Source organism: Mycolicibacter senuensis, from assembly GCF_002101885.1.
GTDB classification, from domain to species: Bacteria; Actinomycetota; Actinomycetes; order Mycobacteriales; family Mycobacteriaceae; genus Mycobacterium; species Mycobacterium senuense.
Map to the genome: position 1 here is coordinate 33,639 of NZ_LQPS01000018.1, position 19,443 is coordinate 53,081.

The following is a 19,443-nucleotide window of genomic DNA, read 5'->3' on the forward strand; positions in this document are numbered from 1 at the left end:
CCCATGGAAAGTCGATGTGAGATGTCACCGGATTCGCCAGGCGATCCCGATGCGGCAACCGGCGGCCGCGAGGTACGACCGCGCGTAGCGGTGATCGGCGCCGGCGTCAGCGGGCTCAGCTGTGCCTATCGTTTGAGGCAAGCGGGTTTGCGGCCGGAATTGTTCGAGAGATCGGACACGGTCGGCGGCAGGGCACGTACCGCGTGGTGCGGCGGATTCGGTTTCGACACCGGAGCCGGCGCGCTGCCGTCTACCAGTCGTGAAGTGAAGTCACTGCTCCGAAGCCTCGGTCTGGACGATCATGTCGAGAAACGGGGAGCGACAATCGGTGTCCTGCGCGGCGCGCGGGTCGAGCGAATCCATCGTCGGCAACCGCTCAGTCTCCTGAACTTCCGGGCATTGAGCGCGGCGTCCAAGCTCTCGCTGTCGCGGCTCGGTGTGGACCTCGCACGCAGGTACGGCTCGATCAACCCGATCGACATGTCGACGGCAGCACGGTTCGACACCCAGACGGTGCGCGAATATGCCGACTCGCGGTTTCCCGCGGACGTTTTCGATTACCTGATCGCACCCCTGACCCGTGCACTGTTCCTGGTGGAACCCGAACAGACGTCGGTGGTGGACTTGTTCGCCGCAGCTAAGACGTTGCTGGTCGCCAACAGCATCTGGACCCATCGCGCCGGCGTCGCCTTCTTCACCGAGCGGCTGGCCCGCGGACTGGACATCCGCCACCGAGTGGAGGTCGGAAGCGTCCGTGAGCACGACGACCGAGTTGACCTCACCTGGCGGTGCGAAGGGAAGGAACACCACCAGAGTTTCGACGCCGCGGTCCTGGCGATTCCCGCGCCGGAAGTGCTCAAGATCCATGGCGGGCTGGACGAGAACCGCGCCGCATACCTCAATGAATTGGCCTATTCGTCGTCGATCGTTGTCAACCTCGGTGTCCGGACCGCGCCCACCGAGGAGTCATCGATGGTCCTGATACCCCGAGCTGTCAACCGGGCCCTTCCGGTGATCGGCCTCGGCCACAATCTCGCACCCGGCCGCGTGCCGCCGAACAGCGGCATACTGACCGCTTTCTGGATGGATGCGTGGTCGCAGAAGCATTGGGACGAAGAAGATTCCCGCATCGTCGCGCAAACCCGCCAAGCGATCAATGATCTGTTTCCGGGATGGGCCGCCGATGTACAGGCATCGCACGTCTCACGGTGGTCTTCGGCCCTGGTGGCAAGTCGGCCGGGCACGTTTGCCGGCCTGCGCCAGTTCGCGGTGCGGAGCCGTAGTGATCGTCGCATCCAATTGGCCGGCGACTACCACGCGCAGACGAGCATCAACGCCAGTGTGGGCGCCGGGCAGCGCGCCGCTGCCGACCTCGTGCGGATCCTGGGAAGGGGTTGTGATGTCAGGTAACGTCCGCCGGAGCGCGGTGGTCATCGGATCTGGAATATCCGGTCTGACAGCAGGTTTCCGCTTACACCGCCGCGGTTATGACGTGACCGTGCTGGAAAAGGGGCTGGCGGTGGGCGGTAAGATGAGCAGCATTCACCGGGATGGTTTCACCATCAATCGGGCCGCCAACATTTTGCCCTCGTCGTATTCGACGATCAGAAGTCTGATCGGTGAGCTGAAACTTTCGGGACAGATCAGCGACATCCCCGGTATCCTCGCGATTCCGCGGGGTGGGCAACTCCACCGCATCCGGTCCACCGGTGTTTCGATGCTGACGGACGCTCTTCACACCAACCTGTTCACGCGGCGCAGCAAGCTCAAGGCGCGCAACCTGCTCATCGACGGACTTCGGATGAAAAAGTACCTCAGCTACGAGAATCTCGGAGCTGCCGCGAAATTCGACAGTCAGACGGCTGCGCAGTACTGCGACCGCCGGCTGACTTCCGAGCTCGAGGAATTCCTGGTCAACCCACTGCTGCGGGCTCTGTACTGCGCGGAGTCGCACGACGTATCGGTTGTCGATTTCTTCTTCGCGGCAGTCAATTTCGTCGGATCCGGATTCATGAGCTACCCCTCCGGAATCGGATTCCTTGTCGAGGCGATCGCCCGGCAACTCAACGTCGTGACAAACGCCCAAGCGGCCAACGTGACCGAACGGGGCGACGATGTCGTCGTGACGTACGCCGTCGACGGTGCCGAATCCACGCTCACCGCCGATGCGTGTGTGATCGCAACGCCGGCCACCGAAGTGCCTCAGTTGTTTCCGCAGCTGGACGCAGTGCAACGGGAGATCCTCTGCCACCGGATCGAATACGGGACCGCCTATGCCGCACACTTCGCGGTGTCGCGGAAGCCGGATGAGGATGCGATGGTGATCCCGGTACCGACGCCGGTCGACCGTGGCCTATGCGTTGTCGTGCTGCCGCACAATTTCAGTCGTGGTGCCGCGCCGGACGGGAAGGGCATCGTCAGCACCTACTGGCTCGGCACTTGGTGCGACGATCACAGCGATCACGCGGACGCCGATTTGGTGGCGAAGATGCTGCCATCCATCGATAAGGTGTTACCCGGAATTTCGCGCGACGTGGAGTTTTCACACATCGAGCGGTGGCGGCCGGCGGTCGTTCGCAGCTATCCCGGGATGTACTCCTACGTCGACGACTTCGTCAGTAGGGTCGATCCCCGTTCCAGGGTTCAGCTTGCCGGAGACTACATGAGTGCTTCGAGCACCAACGGATGCGCGACCTCGGCGGAAGTCGCTGCGCAACGTGTGATTCGGGTAGTCGGATGAGTATCGGCGCCTTGCCATGCGTTGACGTCGGAGCATCGTCGCCTCCGACCGAGGTGCTGACCGAGATCGAGCACCGGGTGCTCTGGCTTTCCACAGCGATGATTCATCACGCCAACCGCGTTCGGCCCAACCCTTCGGGTTTGAAGGTCGGCGGTCATCAGGCTTCGTCATCGTCGATGGTGTCCATCATGACCTCGCTATGGTTCGGCCAACTACGCTCGGGTGACCGGGTTTCGGTGAAGCCGCACGCTTCACCAGTGCTGCACGCGATCAACTACCTGATCGGTGAACTGGACGAGGAACACCTGACCACGCTGCGTCAGTTCGGCGGCCTGCAGAGCTACCCGAGCCGTTCCAAAGACCCGGATCCGGTGGACTACTCCACCGGATCGGTCGGAATCGGTGCGACGGCGCCGATCTGGGGCGCGCTGTCGCGGCGTTACGTTCACTCCAGGTTCTCCGATTCCGACGGGCTGGTCGGGATGGACAGATCATCGGGGTCCGCGCTGGGCCGGCAGTATTCACTGGTCGGTGATGCCGAGCTGGACGAAGGGGCGGTCTGGGAGGCGATCCTCGATCCCGCGGTCGCCGAACTCGGCGAGCTGGTCTGGATCGTCGACATGAATCGCCAATCACTGGACCGCGTGGTCCCGCTGATGGCCGCTGAGCGGTTGGAGCGCATGTTCGGCGGCGCCGGTTGGCAGGTGATCACCTGCCGGTTCGGCCGGCTGCTGGAGTCTTTGTTCCTCCGCAGCGGAGGGGCGGCGCTGCGGGCTCGAATTCTGTCGATGCCCAACCCGGAATATCAGCGGTTGCTGCGACATTCGGCCGACCAGCTGCGCGGGCGGCTGCCGGGAGACGGCGAGGGTAGTGCCGAGATTCGCCGATTGGTCACCGAACTCGACGACGCGACGTTGTTGGCGGCGATCCGAGACCTCGGCGGACACGATCTGGAAGTATTGCGGGAGGCCTACCGGCAGATCGATGACACCCGGCCAACGGTGATCATCGCCTATACGATCAAGGGTTACGGCCTGCCGACCCACGGCCATCCACAGAATCATTCATCGCTACTGACAGTAGACGAGTACCAAGAGCTTGCGACGGGTATGCGAATGGATCCGGATCGGCCATGGCGGCGATTCGATCACAGCTCCGCAGCGGGGCGACTGTGTGCCGCGACCCGTGAGCGGTTGAGACGCCCGCGCATCGCGGAGTCAGCACCGCCGCCCGTACCGACCGATTTCGGACACACCCCCGCCGGCATGATGGCCACCCAGGCAGCACTGGGCCGCGCGTTGCTGGACCTGTCCAGACAAGCGGTTGACGTCGCCGAGCGAGTTGTCACGGTGAGCCCCGATGTCAGCTCCACCACGAACCTGGCCGGGTGGTTGAACAAGGTAGGAATATGGTCACCGACCGAGCGGCGTGACTGGTTCGATGACGACGGCGAAAGCCTGGTGCGTTGGCGGGAGAGGCCGACCGGGCAACACATGCAACTCGGGATTGCCGAGACGAACCTGGTGGGGCTGATCGGCGAGTTGGGCGCCACGTGGAGCAGGTGGCGGCAGCCACTGTTCCCCATCGGGGTGCTCTACGATCCGTTCGTTGAACGTGCTTTGGAACCTTGGTCTTTCGGCATCTATGCCGGTGGGCAGTCGATCTTGGTCGGCACGCCCTCGGGTGTCACATTGGCCGCTGAAGGCGGCGCACACCAGTCGATCAAAACCCCGTCGATCGGTATCGAACAGCCCAACTGTGTCGGGTACGAGCCGGCCTTCGCCGTCGACGTCGAATGGATCCTGTTGTCCTGCTTGGCCCGGCTGGGCCGGCCCGGCGGCAGTTCGTCGTACTTGAGATTGTCGACCAGGCCGGTCCCCCAGAAGCTCGCCGGCATTCCCGGCGATCCCGGGGCCCGCGATCGGCGCCGAAGGCAGGTCATCGCCGGCGCATATGTGCTGCGGCGGGCGATCCGGCCCGCCGTGACATTGGTCGGGATGGGTGCAATAGTCCCCGAACTGCTCAACGCGGGAGAACGGCTCGGCCGCCAGGGCATCGACGCGGACATCGTATGCGTCACCAGTCCCGGGCTGCTGTTCGAGGCGATGCAGGCACGTCGCGGCCTGGGCGAGGCCCGGAGCTGGATCATCGATCAGGTGTTTCCCGCCGACCGCGCCGCGCCGATGGTGACTGCCCTCGACGGCCACCCGCACACCCTGGCGTTTCTGACTGGGATCAACCAGGTGGCCGGCGTAGCACTGGGCGTCAGTCGCTTTGGGCAGGCCGGCGCCCTCGACGATGTGTATCGCTATCACGAGATCGACGCCGACAGCATTGTGCGCGCCGCGCTGGACCTGACGGGCTGAGCACGACCGCCGGCAGCGCGATGATCAGCCGCGAGAGCCGCCCCGGCTCCCGTATTGCGTCAGTCGTCGATCTCCATCGAGATCGCCCTTTCGGGGCATGCGATCACGGCCTCGTCGACCTGGTCTTTCAGCGTGTCGGAGACGTCTTGGTCCAGCACGTACCCCTTGCCCTGGTCGTCCATCCCGAACACTTCTGGGCAGATCGTCACGCACCGCGCATGCCCCTGGCACCGCCCACCGTCAATCGTCACCTGCACAGCCGCACCTCCGGTTCGCCAACGTGTCCAGAATTCCAGCTTTATCCCGCACCGGATGTTAGCCGACACTGTTTGGTTTTGTCTACAACGGCATTGGCCTTGGGTAAGCTGATTTCGTACGAGGTAAAACGCTTGTACAAACGAACGCTGCTCGTTTATGCTGACACCCGACCGGCCACTGGAGGAGCGGAACATTGACCACTAAGTCCACACCTCATCCCGAGGACATCGTCGACCACTACGACATGTGGGATCCCGCACACGAGGCGATCAAGTGGGACGTCTTCGCCTACGCCCGGCAGAAATGCCCGGTGTTCCACACCTCCGCCGATGGCGGCGGCCAGCACGTGGTCACCAAGTATCACGATGCCCGACAGGTGCTCGAGGACACCGAGACCTTTTCGTCGACAGGCGTCAATCCTCGCGGGGCTTCCCCGGTTCCGCTGAACCCCCTGGATGCCGATCCACCGTTCCAGCCCGAACTGCGGCGGCTGCTGAACCCGCTGTTCACCAGAACCTCTTTCCAGCGGCACGAAGCCGGGCTGCGCCGCGACGCACAAGAGTTGATCGAGCGGTTCATCGACAGGGGCGAGTTCGACTTCATCTCCGAGTACGCCGCACCGTTCGTCGGCAATGCGCTGGCCAAGCTCGCCTTCAACGAACAAGATCCCGAGAAGATGAAGCAAGCCGCAGACATCGTGATCCGGGTGGCAGCCGAGGCAACCGACGAGGCGTTCTTCGAGCTCGCGGTCCTGGCCGGCCAATATCTCGCTGAACGAGAAGACAATCCCGTCGATGCGGACGATGTTCTCAACGCGGTCACAACCGGCACGATCGGCCCGGACGAACGGCCACTGACCGACGACGAGCGCCTGGGCGTGATGACGGTGCTGTTCCTCGGCGGTCTCGACACCACTCGAGGGGCGCTCGGATCGATCGCCTGGCATGTCGCCACCGCACCCGAACTCGAGCAGCGCCTGCGTGATCCACACTGGATCCGGCAGGACATGGACGAGTTCATCCGGCTCACATCCCCGGTCGCCTGTCTCGGGCGGCGCGTGACCGCCGATGTCGAACTCGGCGGTGTTCGCATCCCCAAAGGGGACCAGGTCTTGATCCGCTACGACTCGGCCAACCGGGACGAGGACCAGTTCGAGAACCCTGATCGCCTGAATTTCGATGTCCGCCGTCCCGGCAACATGGGGTTCGGACTGGGGCTGCACCGCTGCCTGGGTGTCCACTTTGCCAGGATTCAGATCACCATCGCCTTCGACGAACTGTTCAAACAGATCACAAACCTGCGCCTTGCCGATCCAACGGATGACGTGCGATGGGCGGCTGGAATCGCCAACGGCCCGGAGTCGCTGCGTCTGAGATTCGACCGTCACACTCCACCACAGGAGTCCTGAATTCGGCTGGTGCAGTCCTGATGTCGGCGCTCGGTCCGCGCTATTTCGCCTTGCGCAGCCCGCCCGCCAGCGCAACCGCAACTCCGATCAGCACCAGCACCGCACCGGCCGCCAGGGTCAGATTGAGCCACTGGTGCAGGCTGGCTTCGGCCACGTCGGCCATCGCGTCGGCGATGCGGCGGATGTCGCCGGTCGCCTGATTGAGTACCTGGTTCAGGTAGCGCCGCGCCACCTCGATCCCCGACCAGCCCGCCGCGCCCGCCAGCAGCCCCGAAACGCCCAGGCTCGCCAACGCCCTGCCACGATGCCGCGACGCGGCGATCGTCAAGGCGGCACACAACCCGGTCAACGCCACCAGCACCAGACTCAGCGACGGTCCCCACACCGCGAGGCGGTGTAATCCGCCGGGCCGCGCCACCTCGGTGGACGTCGGCGTCAGCGGCACGGTCATCGACGTCGGCAGTGCGACGTTGAAGTCGCCCAACAGCTGCGCAAACGCCTTGTCCCGCAACATCGGCACCACGTCGATCTCCCACGGGCCGGTGTCGTCGCCGCTGAGCAGCCAGTCATGCCCGTCGCGGTTGAGCGTCTCGAACTGTGCCGGAAACGACGGGCCGGCGGTGTATTCGGCGGCGGCCTCCCGCACCGGGGAGGGGTTGATGGGGAAGCCTTGCGCACGGATCAGTCGAACCGCCTGGGAGCTCAGCTCGGCGGCGACCGCATCCTGCAGGGCCGGTTGAGCCGCGGCCCGCTGCGCCAGCCGTGCGTAGCCGTCGCCGTCGATGAGGTTGCACTGCGCCCAGGCCGTCGGCAGTGTCACCGCCAAGGTCACCGTGGCCAGCAACCAGAACAAGGCGGCGGTCAGGAACCGCACTACTTGGCCGTGCGGCGCGGGCGCGCCAGCGCCATCCGGGTCATCAGGCCGTTCATCCGGGCCAGCGCCTTGAGCGAGTTGTGGTAGTAGTTTCCGCCCGCGCCGACGCTGGTGCGCGGCGACACGACCGCCTCCTGCCGGCAGAACTTCCGGATCCCGTCGAGGCCGCCGAAGCGCGCCCCGATACCCGACGTCTTCCAGCCGCCCATCGGCGCCGTCGTGCACATCAGGTTGGCGATCACGTCGTTGATGTTCACCGCACCGCAATCCAACTGGATCGCAATGTCTTTGGCCCGGGCCACGTCACCGGAGAACACCGAGGCGCTCAGCCCGTAGGGGCTGTCGTTGGAAAGCCGGATGGCCTCCTCGACGCTGCCGACCTTCATGATCGGCAGCGTCGGGCCGAAGGTCTCCTCGGTCATGCAGGCCATCGAGTGGTCGACGTCGACCAGGACGGTGGGCGGGTAGAAACTGCCCGCCCCGCCTGCGCGCTCACCGCCGGTCAGCGCGCGCGCCCCCGCGGCCAGCGCCTCTTTGACGTGCCGTTCGGTGACGGCCAGTTGCTGATCGTTGATCAGGGCCCCGAAGTGGGTGCCCTCGCCGGCGCCCATCTGCAGGGCCTGCACGTCGCGGACGACCGCGGCGACGAACTTGTCGTAGACGGGTTCGAGCACGTACACCCGCTCGACCGAGACACAGGTCTGTCCCGCGTTGAACATCGCGCCCCACACCGCGGCGTGCGCGGCCAGGTCGATGTCGGCGTCCTCGCACACGATCATCGGGTCTTTGCCACCCAGCTCGAGGCTGAACGGCACCAGTCGCTGCGCGGCCCGCTCGGCCACCTTGCGCCCGGTGGCCGTCGACCCGGTGAACTGCACGTAGTCGGAGTTGTCGATGACGACTTCGGCCACTTCGCGCGCACCCTGGACCACCGCGAACACGTCGGGGCCGCCGGCCTGCTGCCAGCCTTCGCGCAGCAGCTCAGCGGTGAGCGGGGTCTGCTCGGACGGCTTGAGCAGCACCGCGCAACCGGCCGCCAACGCACCGATCGCGTCCATCAACGCGTTGGCCACCGGGTAGTTCCACGGCGCGATCACCCCGACGACCGGCCGGGGCCGGTAGTGCACTGCGACCTTCTTGATCGCCATCAGCGGCAGCGAGGCGGGCCGGGACTCCGGTGCCATCGCCTTGTCCATCACCTTGATGACGTAGGACAGGATCATGATCAGCAACGGCACCTCTTGGGCGGCGTCGGTGCTGGACTTGCCGGTCTCGGCGATCAGCATCTTCTCGATCTGGTCCCGGTTCTCACCGAGCCAGACCGCGTACCGGGCCAGTGTTCTGGCCCGGCCCTTGGCGCCGCGCCCCTCCCAGTCGCGCTGGGCGGTGCGCAGTCCGGCGGCGATCGCGTCGATCTCGGACGCATCGGTCCAGCGGACCTCCCCGGCGGACTCCCCGGTGGCGGGGTTGAGCACGGAGTCGGTGCCGGACAAAGCGGTGGCAGCAGGCGTGGTGGCGGTCATGCGCGCCATGTTAGTCCTGATTGTGATCCGGGTCGCACCGGGCCTCGACAGGTGTCAAGTTTTTCTGTCCGGGGCTTCTGCGATCAAGCCCCGCAGGTATGCGGCCTGCCCCAGATGCTGGGCGCAGTCGTCGATGATGCTGACCAGCCGCACGCTCGCGGTGACCGGCGGATCCCAGTGGGTGTCGACGACCCGGGCCAGTTCGTCGGGGGTGACACCGTCGAGGTAGTCCAGGGTCAGCTGGTGCACGGCGCGGTAGTAGCCCGCCAATAGCTGCGCCGGGGCGTGGACCTTCGCGACGTCGGCCGGGCTGTGGCCGTACCCGCTGTCATCGCGCGGCAGGTCCAGGCCGAACCGGTCCACCCAGCCGTCGCAGGTCCACACCTGTTCGACGCCGGCGACCTGGGCGATCTGGATGTCCTGCACCCGGGCGCTGTGCCACAGCAGCCAGGCGATGCTGTTGGCTTGTGGACTCGGCCGATAGTCGGCCACCGCGTCGGTGAGATCGCCGGTGAGTTCGTCGGCGTGTTCGACCAACCGCGTGAACGCGTCGCGGAGCAGTTCCTGTAACGCGGCATCGGTCACGGGGACCTCCGGGATGCCGTCGGGCTCATCGTCGACTCCTTCCCGGCATTGACAGATCTTCCCGGCATCACCAGCGCAGTAGCGCGGCAATACCCGCAGCATCGCGCAGCCGCCCGTCGGACGCCCCTTCGATCGGGCTGATCCGGGCCCCGGTCTGCAATGCTCGCTCCACCAGCCGCTCGGTCAACCGGGGCTCCGGTTCCCCCGGGCGCCCGTCCGGGCCGACCTCGTCGCCACCGTAGAGCGCCCCGTTGGCGCCCACCATGCCGGTGTAACGGACATCCGGGTCATATATCAGGTGTGCGACTCGACCGGCGTTCAATGCCGCGGCCACCTCCGACAACCCCAGCGCCACGGCGTGTCCGGCCGCAGCGCCCTTGCCGACACTGTCCAGCAATTGGCGTTCACGCTCGGCGTGCTGCTCGTGGGCCCAGTCGGTCACAGCGGCCTGCAGCGCAGCGGGATCGAGCCCACTGAGGATTCGGGAATCGATGAATATCCGGTCGCGCAGCGCTTGCGGAAACTTCGCGACGGTCGGCTCGCTCCAGCGGTCCCCACCGCTGACGAGGATTCGCTCCCAGCCGCGCTCAGCGGCCAGCCGGGCAGCCACCGTCGTCACCTGATCCAGGAAACGGTGTGCCCGATCATGCTCGCGCGATTGCCGCTGTTCTCGCATCGGCGTGTTGAACTGCCCTTGCGGGCCGCCACCGAGCTGCCCGGCACGCTCGTGTGCAGCCTGGATGTATGGCTGCTCGATTCGGCTCAGCAGCTGAAGCGACCCGACGCGCCACTCGAGCAGTCGAGCCTCCTCGGCTGAGACCAGGACCACGCCCGCCGGCCGGCCTTCGTCGATCAACTCAAGCAGCGGATGGACGAACGGGCGATCGTCCAACACCACTCGACTGGCGATCGGCAACGCGCTCTGCAGTTGCAGAACCCAGTCATCTTCCAGTCCGGCGAACAGGATTCGGCTTCGGCCGGCACCCGCCGGGTCGGCCAGCTCGGCGATTCGCGGCCAGATTCGTTCTAGTGCCGCGACGGTCTCGCCGCTGTCATCGGCCTCCGCGGCAACCCGGCGTTGCAATTCCCGGAAACGGTTCTTCAGGTCGATAGCCGCGGCTTGCAGGTTCGGATCCCCGCTCGGATCCGCGTTCAGGCTGACCGACAGCACGCCGAGTTTGTCGGTCCGTTGGGACAGCTCCCGGACACCGTCCGAGTCGAGACGCTCCATGGCGGCCATCGGTTTGCCCCTCCCTATCCCTTGCAGGCTTCAGGGTTGCTCCAACCACTCACTATAGCCACGACTCGAGCCGGCAGTCCCGAGCCGTTTGGGCGACCGATCACGGAAATGCCCTGGCATGAGGTACCGATACGGTCGTAGATTGTCTAGATGACGCACGTCGCTGATCTCGTCATCCGTCGCGGCACCATCGTCGATGGGCTGGGCGGCCAGGCGTTCGTCGGCGATATCGCGGTCCGCGACGGTCTCATCGCCGAGGTCGGCACCCTCAGCGGCGACGCCAGGCACGAGATCGATGCGACCGGGCTGCTGGTGACACCGGGTTTCGTGGATCTGCACACCCACTATGACGGCCAGTCGATCTGGTCGGATCGACTCAATCCCTCGTCGGCACACGGTGTGACGACGGCGCTGATGGGCAACTGCGGAGTGGGTTTCGCGCCGTGCCGGGGCGCCGACCATGAGGTGTTGGTCGACCTGATGGCCGGTGTCGAGGACATTCCGGGTGTGGTGATGACCGACGGTCTGCCGTGGACGTGGGAGACCTTCCCGCAGTTCATGGATGCCGTCGATTCGCGGCCGCGGGACATCGATGTGGCGGCGTATCTGCCGCATTCGCCGCTGCGGGTCTACGTGATGGGGCAGCGCGGTGTCGACCGCGAGCCGGCCACCGCGGCCGATCTGGCACGGATGCGAGAACTGGCCTGCGAGGCCGCCGAGGTGGGGGCGCTGGGTTTCTCATCGTCGCGGCTGGTCACCCACCGCACCCGGACCGGCTCCCAGATCCCCAGCTACGACGCCGCATACGACGAGATCCTGGAGATCGGCCGCGGCATCGCCGACGGCGGCGGCGGCCTGATCCAGTTCGTTCCCGATCTGCCCGATGGCGCGTATCAGCCGGTGCTGCAGCAGGTTTTCGACGCGGGCACCGACGCCGGCCTACCGGTCACCTTCACTTTGTTGATCGGCAACGCCGGTGATCCGGTCTGGCAGGACGCCATCACCATGGTGGAGAAGGCGAACGGTTCCGGCGCCACGATCACCGCGCAGGTCTTCCCCCGGCCGATCGGGCTGATGGTCGGACTCGACCTGAGCATCAACCCGTTCGTGCTCTACCCCAGCTATCGGGAGATCGCCGGGCTGCCGCTGCCGGAGCGGGTGGCCGAGATGCGCAAACCTGCTGTCCGGCAGCGAATCCTGGCCGATCAGGCCAGTATCGTCCCGACCAACCCCATCGCCTACCTCGCGCAGTCTTGGGAGTGGACGTACCCGCTCGACGATGACGCCGACTACGAACCGGATCCGTCGAAGAGCATCGCGGCACGGGCCCGCGCCCGTGGCGTGTCGCCGGCCGAGGAGGCCTACGACCGGCTGCTCGACGACGGCGGGCACGCGTTCCTGCTGGACGCGCTGGCCAACTTCCGGGATAACTCGCTGGACACCGTCGGCGACCTGATGCGCCGCGACGACGTGGTGCTGGGCTTGGGCGATGGCGGCGCACACTACGGAATGATCTGCGACTCAAGCTATCCCACCTATGTGCTGACACATTGGGCTCGTGATCGCGCGTCCGGGCGGCTCAGCGTTCCCGAGGCGATCCGCGAGCTGACTTCCGTACCGGCCCGGGTCGCCGGTCTCGACGACCGGGGACGGATAGCGGCCGGCTACAAGGCGGATCTCAACGTCATCGATCACCAGAACCTGCGGCTGCACAAGCCGGTGGTCACCTACGACCTGCCGGCCGGCGGGCGTCGGCTCGACCAGACCGCCGACGGCTACGTGGCGACGATCGTCTCCGGCGAGATCATCGCCGAGCACGGCAAACCCACCGCGGCCCGGCCCGGCAGGCTGGTGCGCGGCAGACAGCCGGCCCCCGCGTAGCGTTGCCCGACGTGTCCGAGCCCTCCGAGCCTTCCGAGCCCAAATACACCCACGGCCACCACGAGTCGGTGCTGCGTGCTCACCGCACCCGCACCGCGCAGAACTCCGCGGCCTACCTGTTGGGATCGCTGGCGCCGGGCCTGCGGTTGCTGGACGTCGGTTGCGGCCCGGGCACCATCACGGCGGATCTGGCGAGCATCGTCGCGCCGGGCCGGGTCACCGCCATCGAACCGGTCCCCGAGGCATTGGAGCTGGCCCGCGCCTGCGCCGTTGAGCGCGACCAGCACAACATCGACTTCGTTGTCGCCGATGTGCACGCATTGCAGTTCGGCGACAACAGTTTTGACGTGGTGCACGCCCATCAGGTGCTGCAGCACGTCGCCGACCCGGTGACCGCACTGGCCGAGATGCGCCGGGTGTGCAAGCCCGGCGGGGTGGTGGCCGCCCGCGACAGCGACTATGCGGCGTTCGCCTGGCATCCGGCGTCGACGCAATTGGACGACTGGCTACGGCTCTACCGTGACGCCGCGCGAGCCAACGGCGGCGAGCCCGACGCGGGGCGACGCCTGCTGGCCTGGGCCCATGCGGCCGGATTCACCGACGTCACCCCGTCGGTGAGCGCGACGTGTTACGCGACCCCGGCCGAACGGGAGCATTGGGGCGGCATGTGGGCCGACCGGATCCTGCATTCCGCCATCGCCGAGCAACTGCTGAGCCGTGGCGTCGCCGATCAGGCCAAGCTGCAAGCGATTTCGCGGGCATGGCGAGACTGGGCCGGTCACCCGGACGGCTGGCTGGCGATTCCGCACAGCCAGATCCTGTGCCGGGGGTGATGACTCAGAGCAGCCGTTGCGCCGGGGTGGACTTGGCCACCAGCGCCGGGTCGCTGGTCACCGCATCGCCCAGCACCTCATCGACGCGGGCCAGCAGTTCGGCGGGAATCTTCACCCCGGACGCCTTGACGTTCTCGGTCACCTGCTCCGGGCGCGACGCTCCGACCAGCGCCGCGGCGACGTTGTCGTTCTGCAGCACCCAGGCGATCGCCAACTGTGCCGTCGTCAGATCCAGCTCGTCGGCGATCGGGCGCAACTGCTGTACCCGGGTCAGCACGTCGTCGGTCATGAAGCGCTTGACGAAGTTCGCGCCGCCCTTCTCGTCGGTGGCGCGTGAACCGGCCGGCGGGGGCTGACCGGGCAGGTACTTGCCGGACAACACGCCCTGGGCCATCGGCGACCACACGATCTGGCACAGGCCCAGCTCCCGGCAGACCGGGACCACCTCGGGCTCGATGATCCGCCACAGCATCGAGTACTGCGGCTGGCTGGAGATCAATGAGATCCCGAGCTCGCGGGCCAGTCCGTGGGCTTGGCGGATCTGTTCGGCCGTCCACTCGCTGACCCCGATGTAGAGCGCCTTGCCCGCCCGGACGATGTCGGCGAACGCCTGCATGGTCTCCTCCAGCGGGGTGAAGGAGTCATAGCGGTGCGCCTGGTACAGGTCGACGTAGTCGGTGCCCAGCCGGCGCAGCGACCCGTCGATAGCCTCCATCACGTGTTTACGGGACAGGCCGGTGTCGTTGCGGCCCAGTGGCGCTTGGCCGACCGGCCAGTAGACCTTGGTGAAGATCTCCAGCGATTCGCGGCGCCGGCCGCGCAAAGCGGCGCCGAGTACTTCTTCGGCACGGCCGTTGGCGTAGACGTCGGCGGTGTCGAAGGTGGTGATGCCGGCATCTAGCGCAGCGTGCACGCACGCGGTGGCGACGTCGTTCTCGACCTGCGAGCCGTGGGTGAGCCAGTTGCCGTAGGTGATCTCGGAGATCTGTAGGCCGGAGTTGCCCAGGTAGCGGAATTCCATACCGTCATCATGGCGCACCGAGCGTCGGGTGTCTGCTGCTGGATCCGATCAGGCCGACGGCACCGACGCCTGGCCGAATTGCTTGACCATCGACGACAATTCGTCTCGGGTGGCGACGCCGGCTTTGACGGTCGCCCGGTAGATGTGGCCTTCGACGGTGCGCACCGACAGCGACATGGCCTCGGCGATGTCCCGGTTGGACAGGCTCTGGGCGACCAGCAGGGCGATCTCCCGTTCCCGCCCGGTGAGCGGCAGGGTCATCGCGGCCGCAGCCAGGGCCGGCGAGACCGCGCCGCCGCACTGCTCGGCGAGCCGACGGGCGCGGCCGGCGGCCGACAGTGCACTGCCACGCAGCCCGGTCTGGCGATACCCCGCGGCGGCCTGCGCCGCGGCGTCGGCAGCGGCCAACCCGTCGCCCATGTCTTCGAACTCCCGCGACGCCACCTCGAGACCGGCATGGTCGCCGGCGGCCAGGGCCCGTGCATACCGGGCGGCGATCGGCGCCCGGGGCCCCTCAACCAGGGTCGCCAACTCATCCAGCCGGTCGGCGACACCGGTGTCACCGAACTGGGCCGCGGTCTGCAATGCCACCACTTCGCGCGCCCACTGGCCGTGGTCACGGGCGAACTGCGCAGCGCCGGCTGCGATTGCGCGCGCCTCGCCGACTCGGCCGCGCGCCGCCGACACCCACGCGCCGGCGAGCAGCCGACCCGACTCCACATAGGTATAGGCGGGGTGGCGGTTGCCTCGGGTGGCCCGCCACTCGGCGTCGGCGGCATCGACTTGACCACTGCGGGCCAACGCCTCGGTGTGCAGGATCTTGAACCGGTAGAAGATCCCGCTGATCTCGCCATAGCTGCCGATTCCGGCGGCAGCCCCACCGAGCAGGCGCCGGGCGGCAGGCAGCTCCCCGCCACCGAGCGCGGTCATGCCCACCACCGCGGCGGCCATCGCGCTCACCATCCCGGGCATGTCGGCGCAGCGCCGGCGGCGGGCTTCGGCGACGGCCGACGCCTCCTTGATGTGGCCGGCGGCCAGCAGCGCATAGGAGTGGAACTCGCTCAGGCCACTGCCGTTGAAACTCTCCTTGCGGGGATTCGGCGATCACGTCGTATCCGAGACCGGCCTGCTGCCCGGCCTCCGCGATCCGCCCCAGATCACCGAGGGCGATGGTCTGGGCGCACCGGCCCAGCGTCTTCCCGAATTGATCGAGCCGGTCGATGTCGCCGTCCGACAGGGCCGCCAGGGCGTCGGCGGGCTTGCCGGCCAGCACCAGCAGCACCCCACAAAACGTTCGCAGCGACACGGCGCGATCGGGGTCGCCACCGCGCAGCGCGTCCTCGAGCACCTGCCACGCCTGGTCGGGCCGGCGCAACACCCACAGCAAGTTGGCCGAACGCAGTATCGTCGGACTGACGAACCCGGCCGCCGGCAGGTCATTGTCATCGATACCGGCCAGCACTTCTTCGGTCTCAGGCCCGTTCTCCCGCATGAACAGCACGTAGGCCAGCAGCAACTTGGTCACCGGATTCGGGCTGGCGTCCGCGGCGGCGCGCGCCAGCCGCTCGGCGAGCGCCAAGTCGAGCCGCGAGCGGGCGACGGTGGCGGCTCGCACCAGCACGACGGGGTCGGCCGGCAGATCGGATTCCAGCCACAGCAGGCCCAACCGGAGCGGATCGGCGCGCGCCGGCTCTCGCGCCATGACGGTTGCGATCTCGCCGCGCAGTCTGCGCAACCGCAGCGGGCCGCACTGATTGAGCCGCACTTCGCCGTAGAGCGGATGGCCGACCCGGATCATGTCGGCGCTCGGCGACACCTTGATCAGCCCGCGTTCCTCGGCGGCCTCGATCGCCTGCGGGCTCGCCAGCGACGCCAGGCAGGCCCGGTCGATCGGTTCGGCGATCGCCACCAGGTCGACCACGTCGCGCAGGTCGTCGGCGACCTTGCCGATCTGCAGCTCGACCAGCTCGACCAGCGTCGGTGACACCGACAGCCCGGTGGCCCAGGTCCACCGGCCGGCCTCGCACACCAGCCGGCCCGCCTCGCGTTCCTGCTCGACGAGATGATGCAGATACAGCGCGTTTCCGCGGGTCAGCCGCCACATCCGCTCGGCGCACGCGGGCGTCAGCTCACCCAGTACCACCGCCAGCAGCTCCTCGCTCTCGGGGCGGGACAGCGGCTGCAGTTCGACCCGTCGCAGGGCGCCGTCCTTCCACAGCGTGGACACCGCATCGGGTGCGGCTTCACCGGTGCGAACGGTGGCGAGGACTTCGGCGACGTGCTGGGCCACCAGTTGATTCACCACCAGCGCCAACAGGTCGTCGAGCAGGTGGGCGTCGTCGACCACCACCAACAGCGGCGCCCCGCCGGCACCGGCGCGCAACGCGGTCAGGATCTGCCGTGTGATGGCCAGCGGGCTGGCGTCGAAGTCGTCGACCCACGCGGCGAACGGGCCCAGCGGCACCGACCGCCCGCTCGCCGTTCCGGCCAGTCGACTGACCGCCCAGCCCGAGGCGGCCATGATCTCGGCGGCCTCCGACGCCAGCCGGGACTTGCCCACCCCGGCACGACCGGCGATGAGAACCCCTCGTAACTCACTGTCGGCGAGTGCGTCTCCGATCAGCCGGAGCTCTTCGCCCCGGCCCATCAGGGGCCAGCGGCCACCCACCCGTCGATCGTAGACACTGTCGGACACCTCACGGTCACTACCGAGGAGTTTTGTGTAGTTCGGCGTCCAGCTTCCGGCGCGCCAGCTCCAGGACGCTGCCCAGCCCTTCCGGCTCGATCTGTAGGTAGCCGCAGATCACCTCATCGGCGACACCGGCGGCGCGCAGTCGCAGGGCGAGGGAATGCGCATCGGGAAGCCGGCGCAGGGCGGCCTCATACCGCTGCGCGGTGCTGTCAGCAGCGGCCATTTCTGCCCTCGCTTCGTCCGATCTCGGTCCTCCACTGTGTCCGGCCCCGCGACCCGCGGCATCCGTGGCCGACTACCCGATTCCCACCGAGCCGAGGCCTTCGACTACCCGGGCGGGGTGGCGACTACGCAGCCGGGGTGAGTAGTGGTCGCTGCGGCGGGCGCAAGGACAGGTAGTGCGCTACTGGCATTGAGGTGGCGCGCTGAGCGCACGCTGAGGAGCACGTGGGTTCATCGGGAGGTTTGCCATGTCGGGTCATCGGCGCCGGAGCGAGCGGCTGGTGGTGGGTGCGTGCAGTGCGGTCGGGACGTTCCTGGCGGTGGCGATGACGCCGACGCCCGCTCACGCGGATTTCGAGGATCTGTTCGACCCGACCGGGTGGGCGGGCTGGTTCGGCTCGGACGATGCGGCGCTGGCCTCGATCGGTCCGGAGAGCGCGCTCGCCGATACGTTCCAGGCGGATCTCTGGTTGCCGGTCCACGCCATGCTGCAGGACTGGATCACCAGCGACATCGGCCAGCAGGTCGACGGCGTGATCAACACGCTGCTGAGTCCGCTGACGCCCACCGACGTCTGCGGCGTGATCTGCAACGGCCTCGACGGGACCCACGCCGACCCGGACGGCCAGGGCGGTGGGTGGTGGTTCGGTGACGGCGGGCAAGGCTGGGACAGTGACGTGGCCGGGACCGTCGGCGGCGACGGCGGTGATGGCGGCGGCTGGGGCAACGGTGGTGACGGCGGTGCCGGCGGCGCGGGTGCAGACGGTGGAGACGGCGGCGCAGGCGGCGACTGGTGGGGCAACGGTGGCGACGGCGGTTCCGGCGGCGCGGGGTATCTGGGCGGTAACGGCGCCGACGGGGTGGTCCCCGGTGCTAACGGCGGCGTCGGTGAGATCGGCGGCACCGGTGGCAACGGCGGCAACGGCGGCGCCGGATCGCGGTGGCTGGGCGGCGGCGGCAACGGTGGTGCTGCCGGTTCCGGTGGCACCGGGGGGCGGGGTGGCACCGGCGCCGACGGCACGAATGCGCTTGCAGCGGGCGGCACCGGCGGCGACGCCGGCAAGGCCGGGGCCGGCGGGGCGGGCGGTTCACTGTTCGGCACCGACGGCACAACCGGCGTCAGTGCCGGGGGCGGGAACGGCGGCCAGGGCGGCAATGCCGGTGACGGTGGCGCCGGCGGAGCCGGTGATGCCGGCAGACCCGATGGCGGTGCGGGCGGCCGCGGCGGCGACGTGGGCGCCGGCGGGGCAGGCGGTACCGGGTCGACGACCGGCTCCCATGGTGGGTCGGGAACCGCCGGTGGAAACGGCGGCACCGGCGGCAACGGTTGGACCGCTACCACCCCGGGCGCCTCCGGCGGCAACGGCGGCCAGGGCGGTGACGGCGGCGACCACGGCAACGGCGGAACCGGCGGCGACGGCGGGTCGGGGGCTGCCGGCGCCGCCGGCGGCAACGGTGGGACGGGTGGCAACGGTGGCGCCGGCGGTGACGGCGGCGCGGTCTCGGGGGCTGCCGGTAACGGCGGCAACGGCGGTGACGGTGCTGATGGCGGCGACGCGGTCGCCGGCCACAACGGCGCGACCGGCAGTTGGGGCATCCCTGGCGCCGGCGGTCTCGACGGTGCGGGTGCCGACGGCACCGACGCCGGCAACGCGGGCAACGGTGGCGACGGCGGTGATGGCGGGAGCGGCGGCACTGATCACCTGGGCAACTACGCCGACACCGGTACCGGCGGCGACGGCGACTTCGGCGGCGGCGGCGGCGGCGGCGGCGGCGGTGGCGGCGGCGCCGGCTTTGGAC

The 19,443-nt window shown here is 67.9% G+C and carries 16 protein-coding genes; 7 read left to right on the plus strand and 9 right to left on the minus strand.

The genetic code is table 11. The features are described from left to right. Positions 1-21: 21 nt before the first annotated feature. Genes AWC24_RS03470 through AWC24_RS03480 form a run of 3 tightly spaced genes read left to right on the plus strand, consistent with a single transcriptional unit; the run spans position 22 to position 5,106 of the window. Positions 22-1,410 (plus strand): protoporphyrinogen/coproporphyrinogen oxidase, encoded by a 1,389-nt coding sequence (locus tag AWC24_RS03470; RefSeq protein ID WP_163705525.1) that lies wholly within the window; start codon positions 22-24, stop codon positions 1,408-1,410. Then, a complete protein-coding gene (locus tag AWC24_RS03475) occupies positions 1,400-2,740 on the plus strand; it encodes a protoporphyrinogen/coproporphyrinogen oxidase (protein WP_085082097.1) in 1,341 nt (446 codons plus the stop codon). Before AWC24_RS03470 ends, AWC24_RS03475 begins: the two co-directional genes overlap by 11 nt. Next, a complete protein-coding gene (locus tag AWC24_RS03480) occupies positions 2,737-5,106 on the plus strand; it encodes a thiamine pyrophosphate-binding protein (RefSeq protein WP_085082099.1) in 2,370 nt (789 codons plus the stop codon). The genes AWC24_RS03475 and AWC24_RS03480 overlap by 4 nt, the downstream gene beginning before the upstream one ends. Before the next feature lie 59 nt (positions 5,107-5,165). Here AWC24_RS03480 and AWC24_RS03485 read toward each other — a convergent pair whose 3' ends face one another. Beyond that, positions 5,166-5,363, minus strand: a complete 198-nt coding sequence (locus AWC24_RS03485) for a ferredoxin (protein WP_085082101.1) — start codon at positions 5,361-5,363, stop codon at positions 5,166-5,168. 311 nt (positions 5,364-5,674) lie between these two features. Between AWC24_RS03485 and AWC24_RS03490 the strand changes: the two genes are divergently transcribed. Then, the gene (locus AWC24_RS03490) at positions 5,675-6,772 is read left to right on the plus strand and encodes a cytochrome P450 (protein ID WP_234807244.1); all 1,098 of its coding nucleotides are present in this window, start codon (positions 5,675-5,677) and stop codon (positions 6,770-6,772) included. Positions 6,773-6,812: 40 nt separating this feature from the next. On the opposite strand, the gene AWC24_RS03495 is transcribed toward AWC24_RS03490, so the two are convergent. The 4 genes from AWC24_RS03495 to AWC24_RS03510 all read right to left on the minus strand — a co-directional run bounded on the left by AWC24_RS03495 (position 6,813) and on the right by AWC24_RS03510 (position 10,994). Next, positions 6,813-7,646 (minus strand): hypothetical protein, encoded by an 834-nt coding sequence (locus tag AWC24_RS03495; protein ID WP_085082105.1) that lies wholly within the window; start codon positions 7,644-7,646, stop codon positions 6,813-6,815. Beyond that, positions 7,646-9,169 (minus strand): aldehyde dehydrogenase family protein, encoded by a 1,524-nt coding sequence (locus AWC24_RS03500; protein ID WP_085082131.1) that lies wholly within the window; start codon positions 9,167-9,169, stop codon positions 7,646-7,648. The genes AWC24_RS03495 and AWC24_RS03500 overlap by 1 nt, the downstream gene beginning before the upstream one ends. A 54-nt stretch (positions 9,170-9,223) precedes the next feature. After that, positions 9,224-9,754: a mycothiol transferase gene (locus tag AWC24_RS03505; protein WP_085082133.1), complete on the minus strand. Its 531-nt coding sequence runs from the start codon at positions 9,752-9,754 to the stop codon at positions 9,224-9,226. 67 nt (positions 9,755-9,821) lie between these two features. Further along, complete coding sequence (locus AWC24_RS03510) at positions 9,822-10,994, minus strand: MSMEG_1130 family ribosome hibernation factor (protein ID WP_085082106.1); 1,173 nt, start codon at positions 10,992-10,994, stop codon at positions 9,822-9,824. A gap of 150 nt (positions 10,995-11,144) precedes the next feature. Between AWC24_RS03510 and AWC24_RS03515 the strand changes: the two genes are divergently transcribed. Beyond that, the gene (locus AWC24_RS03515; protein WP_085082108.1) at positions 11,145-12,875 is read left to right on the plus strand and encodes an N-acyl-D-amino-acid deacylase family protein; all 1,731 of its coding nucleotides are present in this window, start codon (positions 11,145-11,147) and stop codon (positions 12,873-12,875) included. A gap of 11 nt (positions 12,876-12,886) precedes the next feature. Further along, positions 12,887-13,708: a class I SAM-dependent methyltransferase gene (locus tag AWC24_RS03520; RefSeq protein ID WP_085082135.1), complete on the plus strand. Its 822-nt coding sequence runs from the start codon at positions 12,887-12,889 to the stop codon at positions 13,706-13,708. 4 nt (positions 13,709-13,712) lie between these two features. Here AWC24_RS03520 and AWC24_RS03525 read toward each other — a convergent pair whose 3' ends face one another. Genes AWC24_RS03525 through AWC24_RS03535 form a run of 4 tightly spaced genes read right to left on the minus strand, consistent with a single transcriptional unit; the run spans position 13,713 to position 17,644 of the window. Then, positions 13,713-14,729, minus strand: a complete 1,017-nt coding sequence (locus AWC24_RS03525; protein WP_085082137.1) for an aldo/keto reductase family protein — start codon at positions 14,727-14,729, stop codon at positions 13,713-13,715. A 48-nt stretch (positions 14,730-14,777) separates the two neighbouring features. Then, positions 14,778-15,320 carry a helix-turn-helix transcriptional regulator gene (locus tag AWC24_RS23265; RefSeq protein ID WP_272937704.1) on the minus strand — a complete coding sequence of 181 codons (543 nt, stop codon included), beginning with the start codon at positions 15,318-15,320 and terminating at the stop codon, positions 14,778-14,780. 25 nt (positions 15,321-15,345) lie between these two features. Beyond that, the gene (locus tag AWC24_RS03530; RefSeq protein ID WP_133055693.1) at positions 15,346-17,397 is read right to left on the minus strand and encodes an AAA family ATPase; all 2,052 of its coding nucleotides are present in this window, start codon (positions 17,395-17,397) and stop codon (positions 15,346-15,348) included. 37 nt (positions 17,398-17,434) lie between these two features. Further along, positions 17,435-17,644 carry a hypothetical protein gene (locus tag AWC24_RS03535; RefSeq protein WP_085082116.1) on the minus strand — a complete coding sequence of 70 codons (210 nt, stop codon included), beginning with the start codon at positions 17,642-17,644 and terminating at the stop codon, positions 17,435-17,437. A 247-nt stretch (positions 17,645-17,891) separates the two neighbouring features. On the opposite strand from AWC24_RS03535, the gene AWC24_RS22660 reads away from it, so the two are divergent. Beyond that, positions 17,892-19,443, plus strand: a 1,552-nt coding sequence (locus AWC24_RS22660) for a PGRS repeat-containing protein (protein ID WP_337341294.1), incomplete at its 3' end; no start/stop codon positions are given.

What these genes read in the sequence shown, in the direction of transcription:
- AWC24_RS03470 (WP_163705525.1), top strand. Translation starts at nt 22, where the DNA reads ATGTCACCGGATTCGCCAGGCGATCCCGATGCGGCAACCGGCGGCCGC.
- AWC24_RS03475 (WP_085082097.1), top strand. Translation starts at nt 1,400, where the DNA reads ATGTCAGGTAACGTCCGCCGGAGCGCGGTGGTCATCGGATCTGGAATA.
- AWC24_RS03480 (WP_085082099.1), top strand. Translation starts at nt 2,737, where the DNA reads ATGAGTATCGGCGCCTTGCCATGCGTTGACGTCGGAGCATCGTCGCCT.
- AWC24_RS03500 (WP_085082131.1), bottom strand. Translation starts at nt 9,169, where the DNA reads ATGACCGCCACCACGCCTGCTGCCACCGCTTTGTCCGGCACCGACTCC.
- AWC24_RS03510 (WP_085082106.1), bottom strand. Translation starts at nt 10,994, where the DNA reads ATGGCCGCCATGGAGCGTCTCGACTCGGACGGTGTCCGGGAGCTGTCC.
- AWC24_RS03515 (WP_085082108.1), top strand. Translation starts at nt 11,145, where the DNA reads ATGACGCACGTCGCTGATCTCGTCATCCGTCGCGGCACCATCGTCGAT.
- AWC24_RS03525 (WP_085082137.1), bottom strand. Translation starts at nt 14,729, where the DNA reads ATGGAATTCCGCTACCTGGGCAACTCCGGCCTACAGATCTCCGAGATC.
- AWC24_RS03535 (WP_085082116.1), bottom strand. Translation starts at nt 17,644, where the DNA reads ATGGCCGCTGCTGACAGCACCGCGCAGCGGTATGAGGCCGCCCTGCGC.